General features: G+C 58.9%; 1 pseudogene. It reads right to left on the bottom strand.

The window, feature by feature from the left end:
• Positions 1–40: 40 nt before the first annotated feature.
• Positions 41–314, bottom strand: a pseudogene (locus B3520_RS15825) (protease modulator HflC); the annotation flags it as partial.

The following is a 314-nucleotide window of genomic DNA, read 5'->3' as shown; positions in this document are numbered from 1 at the left end:
CAGCCGCCACTGGCACTTTTTTAGAAAAGCAGGGACTCGCTTAACGCTCCTTGCTTTCCAGATAGCGGAAGAAGTCTGAGTCCGCCCGAATCATCAGTGTGGTGTTATCGCCCAGCGCCGAGTAGGTTTCCAGAGTGCGCAGGAACGCGTAAAACTCCGGGTCCGCCCCAAAGGCTTCACCGTAAATTTTGATCGCTTCGGCATCGGCGTTACCGCGAATTTCCTCCGCGGTACGCGCCGCCTCGGAGTTGATCCGGCGCAGCTCACGCTCCATTTCACCGGTAATTTCCAGGCTGCGCCCCTGCCCCTCGGCC

Source organism: Marinimicrobium sp. UBA4509 (assembly GCF_002388575.1).
Lineage (GTDB): Bacteria > Pseudomonadota > Gammaproteobacteria > Pseudomonadales > Cellvibrionaceae > Marinimicrobium > Marinimicrobium koreense.
Note: the sequence above shows the minus strand (reverse complement) of the source record. Positions and strands in the feature narration are given on the sequence as shown.